The organism is Paenibacillus sp. 01L418, assembly GCF_056400045.1.
Genome location: NZ_JBFTSN010000054.1, coordinates 21307 through 27640, shown reverse-complemented (window position 1 = coordinate 27640; position 6334 = coordinate 21307). Strand labels below are relative to the sequence as shown.

Sequence of the window (6334 nt, the reverse complement as noted above, 5' to 3'; positions counted from 1 at the left end):
CAACAGAGCTTTACGATCCGAAAACCTTCATCACTCACGCGGCGTTGCTCCGTCAGACTTTCGTCCATTGCGGAAGATTCCCTACTGCTGCCTCCCGTAGGAGTCTGGGCCGTGTCTCAGTCCCAGTGTGGCCGATCACCCTCTCAGGTCGGCTACGCATCGTCGCCTTGGTGAGCCGTTACCTCACCAACTAGCTAATGCGCCGCGGGTCCATCTATAAGTGATAGATTGCTCCATCTTTCCCGATTCGATCATGCGACCATATCGCGTATCCGGTATTAGCATTCGTTTCCGAATGTTATCCCAGTCTTATAGGCAGGTTACCCACGTGTTACTCACCCGTCCGCCGCTAAGCATCAGAGGTGCAAGCACCTCATCAACTCCGCTCGACTTGCATGTATTAGGCACGCCGCCAGCGTTCGTCCTGAGCCAGGATCAAACTCTCCAAATTGGTGTTTGACTTGCTCAATACTTAACTAGCTATTTTAAAACATTATCGGATCGACGTGATCCATTTGTTCAGTTTTCAAAGAACTTGTTTGTCACATTTTGTTGTGACAAGAAATGATATTATCATCTTCGTCCAACGTTGTCAACCGTTTGTTTCACAAATGTTTGTGAGCCATTCAATTGTTTGTCCGTGTCTCAGAAGCGACAAGAAATAATATATCACTTACGCAAACAGAATACAAGTTGAAAAAAATGACAATTACAATTTATTTTAACGCACTCATTATTCTGATTTATGGATAGTAATCCATCATCATTTAACTAAAAACAAAAGGAGCTATTCCTCAAGGTCTATAACCTTAAGGGACAGCTCCTTCTTATTAAAGCATTCAAAACAATACTTTGAATGACGTCTTATTACTATATAACGGTTTCACCCAAAAGGCGCAGTAACTCAGCTTCCTCTTCTATAACAGTAATACCAAGTTCACGAGCTTTCGTCAGCTTGCTTCCTGCGCTTTCGCCAGCTACAACAAAATCTGTTTTCTTAGATACGCTACCCGAGATTTTGGCTCCGCAAGCTTCGAGCAGCTTCGCAGCTTCATCCCTAGACATCGTCGGTAGCGTACCTGTAAGTACGACTGTCTTCCCGCTGAATACACTATCATTTCTCGCAACCAGCTGCTGTTCCGCTTCAGCTTTCACACCTAGCTCGCGCATTCTGGCAATACTCGCAATAATAATGGGATCTTGAAAAAATCCAACGATGCTCTCAGCAACAATACCGCCAACATCCGGAAGCGTAATAAGTTCTGCAGCTTCCGCCTGCATAATAGCATCTAGATTTCCATAATGATCAGCCAGCATTTTCGTTGTTGCTTTGCCCGTGTTCGGAATGCCAAGAGCAAATAAGAATGACGCAAGCTCTCTATCCTTGGATTTTTCAAATGCGGCAAGCAGCTTGAGCGCCTTCTTCTCACCGAATCGTTCGAGTCCAATCAGATCATCGTAAGTAAGTGCGTACAAATCAGCAGGATCACGTACTCCGCAATCTTTGTATAGCTGTTCTGCTGTCATGACGCTGAACGTATCGATATCCATTGCATCCCGAGACGCGAAATGAGTGATCCGGCCGATAATTTGCGGCTGGCAGCCCAGCTTATTATTGCAGAATAGGTGAGCTCCCCGCTGCTCGAGCTCCGTTCCGCATGATGGACATACCGTTGGAAACACAATTTCTTCACCAGGCACATCATCGGCCTTGCCCAATATTTCTGGAATAACATCATTTGAGCGGCGAATCGTAACGAGTGTCCCTAGTGCGAACTTGAGGTTTTTGCGTTCAATATCGCCAATATTATTGAGCGTACAGTTTTGTACAGTAACACCAGCGAGCTCAACAGCCTCGACGCGCGCGACTGGGGTTATTTTGCCGGTACGGCCAACCTCCCAGGACACGGCTTCGAGTACTGTTGCTGCTTCCTCCGCTTCGAACTTAAAGGCAACCGCCCAGCGAGGGAATTTATCCGTATAACCGAGTGCTTCCCGCGTCCGCATATCTACAACTTTGATTACAGCACCATCAATGAGGAAATCCAGCTGCTCCCGTTTTTCTGTTACACGCAGCAGCTCTTCTTGAACCTCTTCGATCGTATTTTGATACGTTACATATGGATTCACCTTAAAGCGGTTATCGTTCAGAAACTTCTGCATTTCATGATGATCTGCAAAAGAAACTCCGTCAGCGTAGCCGACATTATAGAAAAATGCGTTCAGCTTCCGCTCGGCTGTAACCCGCGGATTAAGATTGCGCAGTGCGCCTGCTGCGGCATTCCGTGCATTTTTGAGCGGTTCAGCTGCCGTTTCATTATATTTGGCGAGCACCGAAAGCTGCATAATGCCTTCTCCCTGCACTTCAACAATACCATCAGCCCATGGAATTGTGAGCGGAACAGAACGTATCGTTCGAACCTGCTGCAATATCCCTTCGCCAATCGCACCGTTTCCACGCGTAGCTGCTTGAACCAGCTGTCCATCCTCGTAGGTCAGATTCAGGGTCAAGCCGTCAAACTTCAGCTCTACGACATAAGTAGGCTGCGGCAAAGGCTCTTCTTCCGGATGTTTTGCATTATAATCGGCGACTGCTTTAAGCAATCTTGTATTCCACGAAAGCAAGTCTTCCGTATTTTGGGCTTTATCCAAACTCCATAAACGAGCACGGTGTTTGTACGGCTCAAAACCTTTGAGCAAATCGCCGCCTACTCGCTGTGTCGGCGACTCAGGCAAAAGCACGCCCGTTTCCTTCTCCAAAGCGACAAGCTCATCATAGAGCTTGTCATAATCCGTATCATTTATTGTAGGCTGATCAAGCGTGTAGTAGCGATAATTATGCTCTGCAATGATCGCAACAAGCTGCTGCATTCTCTCTAATTGAGCGTTCACGGAAGGCTCCTCCTTCTAATCGTCAAAAATGATCAACCTTATACTTTTGTTATCGGGGCAAAGCCGGCAAGCAATCGCTTGATACCAACCGGAGCCGGGAATGCGATGTTAAGCTCCATATCCTTGCCCGTCCCTTTGACGGAGACGATAACGCCAATTCCCCATTTGCCATGCGACACGCGGTCGCCTGACGCAAATGTTCCTGGCGCGGCATCGCCCGCCGCGCTGCTGCCCTGAGCCGCCCGAGCGGCTTCTTGCAGCGGCGTGCTAACACGCACGCCGCCTCCTCTGCCGCCCATCGCGGCCGGGCCCGTTCCCCCCATACCTGGGGAACGGCTGCCTGCACCGGGCGCACCGCCAGCTGGCGCGCGACCGGCAAACCCGCGGCTCGCGCCTTGCGCAGCCGCACCAGTACCGCCCGTGACGCTAACGCCGCTGCGAGTGCCCACGCTTCCACGTGAATAACCGCCGCTGCCGCTAGAAGCGCCTTCTCTTACGCTCTCTGGTATTTCCTGCAGGAAACGCGAAGGCATGTTGCTGCTCGTACGGCCAAACAAAGTCCGCATCCGCGCACATGTCAGATAAAGCCGTTTCTCCGCGCGGGTAATCCCTACATATGCAAGGCGCCGCTCCTCTTCAAGCTCTTCATTATCAGCAAGAGCACGGCTATGCGGAAATACGCTCTCCTCCATGCCGATAATGAAAACGACAGGGAACTCAAGTCCCTTAGCACTATGCATTGTCATCAGTGTGATCGCATCTTTATTCTTCTCTGCTTCTTCTTCATCCTTGTTCAAGGAATCGATGTCGGCTATGAGTGCCAAATCAGTTAGGAACGCCACGAGCGTCCGATCCTCATTGCGCTTCTCAAAATCCATCGTCACCGACAGAAACTCATCGATATTCTCAAGACGCGCCTTCGACTCCAGCGTGTTCTCTTGATGCAGCTCCATCCGGTACTGCGACAGCTCCAGCACCTTCTCTGTAAGCTCCGTTACCGATAGATATTCAACCATCCGTGTAAGATTGTCGATAATCTCATAAAACTCGCGCAATAGCGTCCGTGTCCGAGCATTCACCTCAACCTCGCCGAGGTTGTTCAATACACGGTAAATGGAAGTGCCTCTTCTCGCAGCTTCATCCGCAAGCTTGCCAACCGTTGTATCCCCAATCCCCCGCTTCGGCACATTAATGATACGAACCAAGCTTATATCATCATCCGGGTTGGAAACGAGCTTCAAATATCCGAGCAAGTCCTTAATCTCTTTGCGATCATAGAACTTAATGCCGCCAACGATTTGATAAGGAATATCCGATTTAATCAAAATTTCCTCTATAACCCGCGACTGAGCATTGGTACGGTATAATATCGCATGATTGGCAAATTTATAGCCGTTATTCACATTTTTGCGAATTTCCCCCGTTACAAAATATCCTTCATCATGTTCAGTATCTGCTTGATAGAGTGCAATGAGATCACCCGCGCCTTGATCCGTCCACAGCTTCTTCGGCTTGCGCCCTGTATTCAGCTTAATAACCGCGTTTGCTGCATCGAGAATATTTGCTGTTGAACGATAGTTTTGCTCCAGCATGATCGTCCGCGCCTCTGGATAATCGCCCTCAAAATTCAAGATGTTCGTAATGTCAGCTCCACGCCAGCGGTAGATGGACTGATCGCTGTCACCTACTACGCATATATTATTATGTTTATCCGCAAGCATGCGGGTCAGCATATATTGTGCTCTGTTCGTATCCTGATACTCATCCACATGAATGTATCTGAACTTGTTCTGATAAAATTCAAGCACCTCTGGTACATCTTTAAACAGCTGAATCGTCATCATAATAAGATCATCAAAATCAAGTGAGTTATTGCTTCTCAGCTTTTTCTGGTATTTCGTAAACACTTGGGCAACGATGCCTTCAAAATAGTCGCCGACCTTTTGCTCGAATTGCTCCGGCGTGATCAGCTCATTTTTCGCTCCGCTTATTGCAGCTTGAACCGCCTTCGGCTCAACCTTCTTCGTATCGATGTTCATGTCCTTCATACAGCCGCGGATAACCGACAACTGGTCTGAAGAATCCAAAATAGAGAAGCTGGATGTAAAACCGATCCGATCGATATCTCTTCTGAGGATACGCACGCACATCGAGTGGAAGGTAGACACCCAAATGTCCCCCCCTGATGGTCCAACAAGCGCACTGACCCGGTCCTGCATCTCTCGTGATGCTTTATTCGTAAAGGTGATGGCCAAAATACTCCATGGCGCCACACGCTTCTTTTCTATTAAGTAAGCAATTCGATGTGTCAGAACGCGAGTCTTGCCGCTGCCCGCTCCCGCCATAATCAAAAGCGGCCCGTCAGTCGCTTGAACAGCATCACGCTGCGGCGGGTTCAGCTTCTGTACCGCCTGCTCGATACTCATATAATTCAACATGCTCAGACTCCTTTGTTCGCATATGTTCGCCTCTCACCAGTGTAGACAACGGCTACCGCTGTGTCAATTTGAGAATATAGGAATTAGCTTGAATTATGACAGAAAGTATGTCAACGCTATAAACAAATAAAAGCATCTGCCGTTCTGTCCCATTGTCAATTAAGTGCAACAGGATCAGATACAGCGAATGCTTTTTTTCATTGAGACCATGGCTATAGGCAAAACAGGAACAAATCAGACATTCTTAACAGCCGCCACTGTCGATAACGCTGCTTCAAGATCACTGTAAATAATGTTTCCTACAACGACGGTATGAGCAGCTTCCGCCGCTTGACGAGCTTTGTCTGCATTGTCAATTCCGCCGCCATAAAATACCCTTGCTTGCGTGGCTGTCATTCTTGCCCGCTTCACCAGCTGCATATCGCCGAATCGTCCGCTATATTCCAAATAAACAACCGGCAGGCGCATCAGCCGATCAGCCATTCGCACATGTGCGGTGAGCTCTGCTTCTGTCAGCTCCGTTTGCGCACCCGTAACTTTTGCAGCAGTAGCCTCTTCATTCAAAATAATATAGCCTTGCGCCGCCGTTTCTTCCCAAGGAACGAAGGAGCCATATTCTATTAGCCCCTCGGTTTGCCGTCCGGTAATCCACTCTGCTCTGCTCGTATTAAGGACAAGCGGTACAAAATAGCCGTCGAAGCCGGGAACCGCTCCCTCTAAAGTAGAAACCTCCAATGCACAGTCCACCGCATACCTGCGAATTCGTGCCATAAGATCCACTGTATTCTCAAAAGTAACGCCGCTGGAGCCTCCGACAATAATCGCATCGGTACCCGAGGTACAAATCGAGTCAAGCTGCTCATCGGAAATTTCTCGATCGGGATCGAGCTTAAACACATGCCTCCAGCTTGAAAACCAAACCTCATTCATGAATGATCACGCCTCGCTTTGTCATAAATCAATTGTCGCATAATTGCTTTCCTTCTATGCTATGTCAGCGAGAA

General features: G+C 48.4%; 3 protein-coding genes and 1 rRNA gene. All 4 read right to left on the bottom strand.

Annotated features, from left to right (window positions below):
• Positions 1-451: ribosomal RNA gene (locus AC1DSE_RS10305) — 16S ribosomal RNA — on the bottom strand; the annotation flags it as partial.
• Positions 452-870: 419 nt separating this feature from the next.
• Positions 871-2871: an NAD-dependent DNA ligase LigA gene (gene ligA, locus AC1DSE_RS10300; RefSeq protein WP_441874854.1), complete on the bottom strand. Its 2001-nt coding sequence runs from the start codon at positions 2869-2871 to the stop codon at positions 871-873.
• A 59-nt stretch (positions 2872-2930) separates the two neighbouring features.
• On the bottom strand, positions 2931-5330 hold the full coding sequence (gene pcrA / locus AC1DSE_RS10295) for a DNA helicase PcrA (protein WP_477527652.1): 2400 nt from the start codon (positions 5328-5330) through the stop codon (positions 2931-2933).
• Positions 5331-5564: 234 nt separating this feature from the next.
• Positions 5565-6260: a heptaprenylglyceryl phosphate synthase gene (gene pcrB / locus AC1DSE_RS10290; protein ID WP_477511543.1), complete on the bottom strand. Its 696-nt coding sequence runs from the start codon at positions 6258-6260 to the stop codon at positions 5565-5567.
• Positions 6261-6334: the final 74 nt, after the last annotated feature.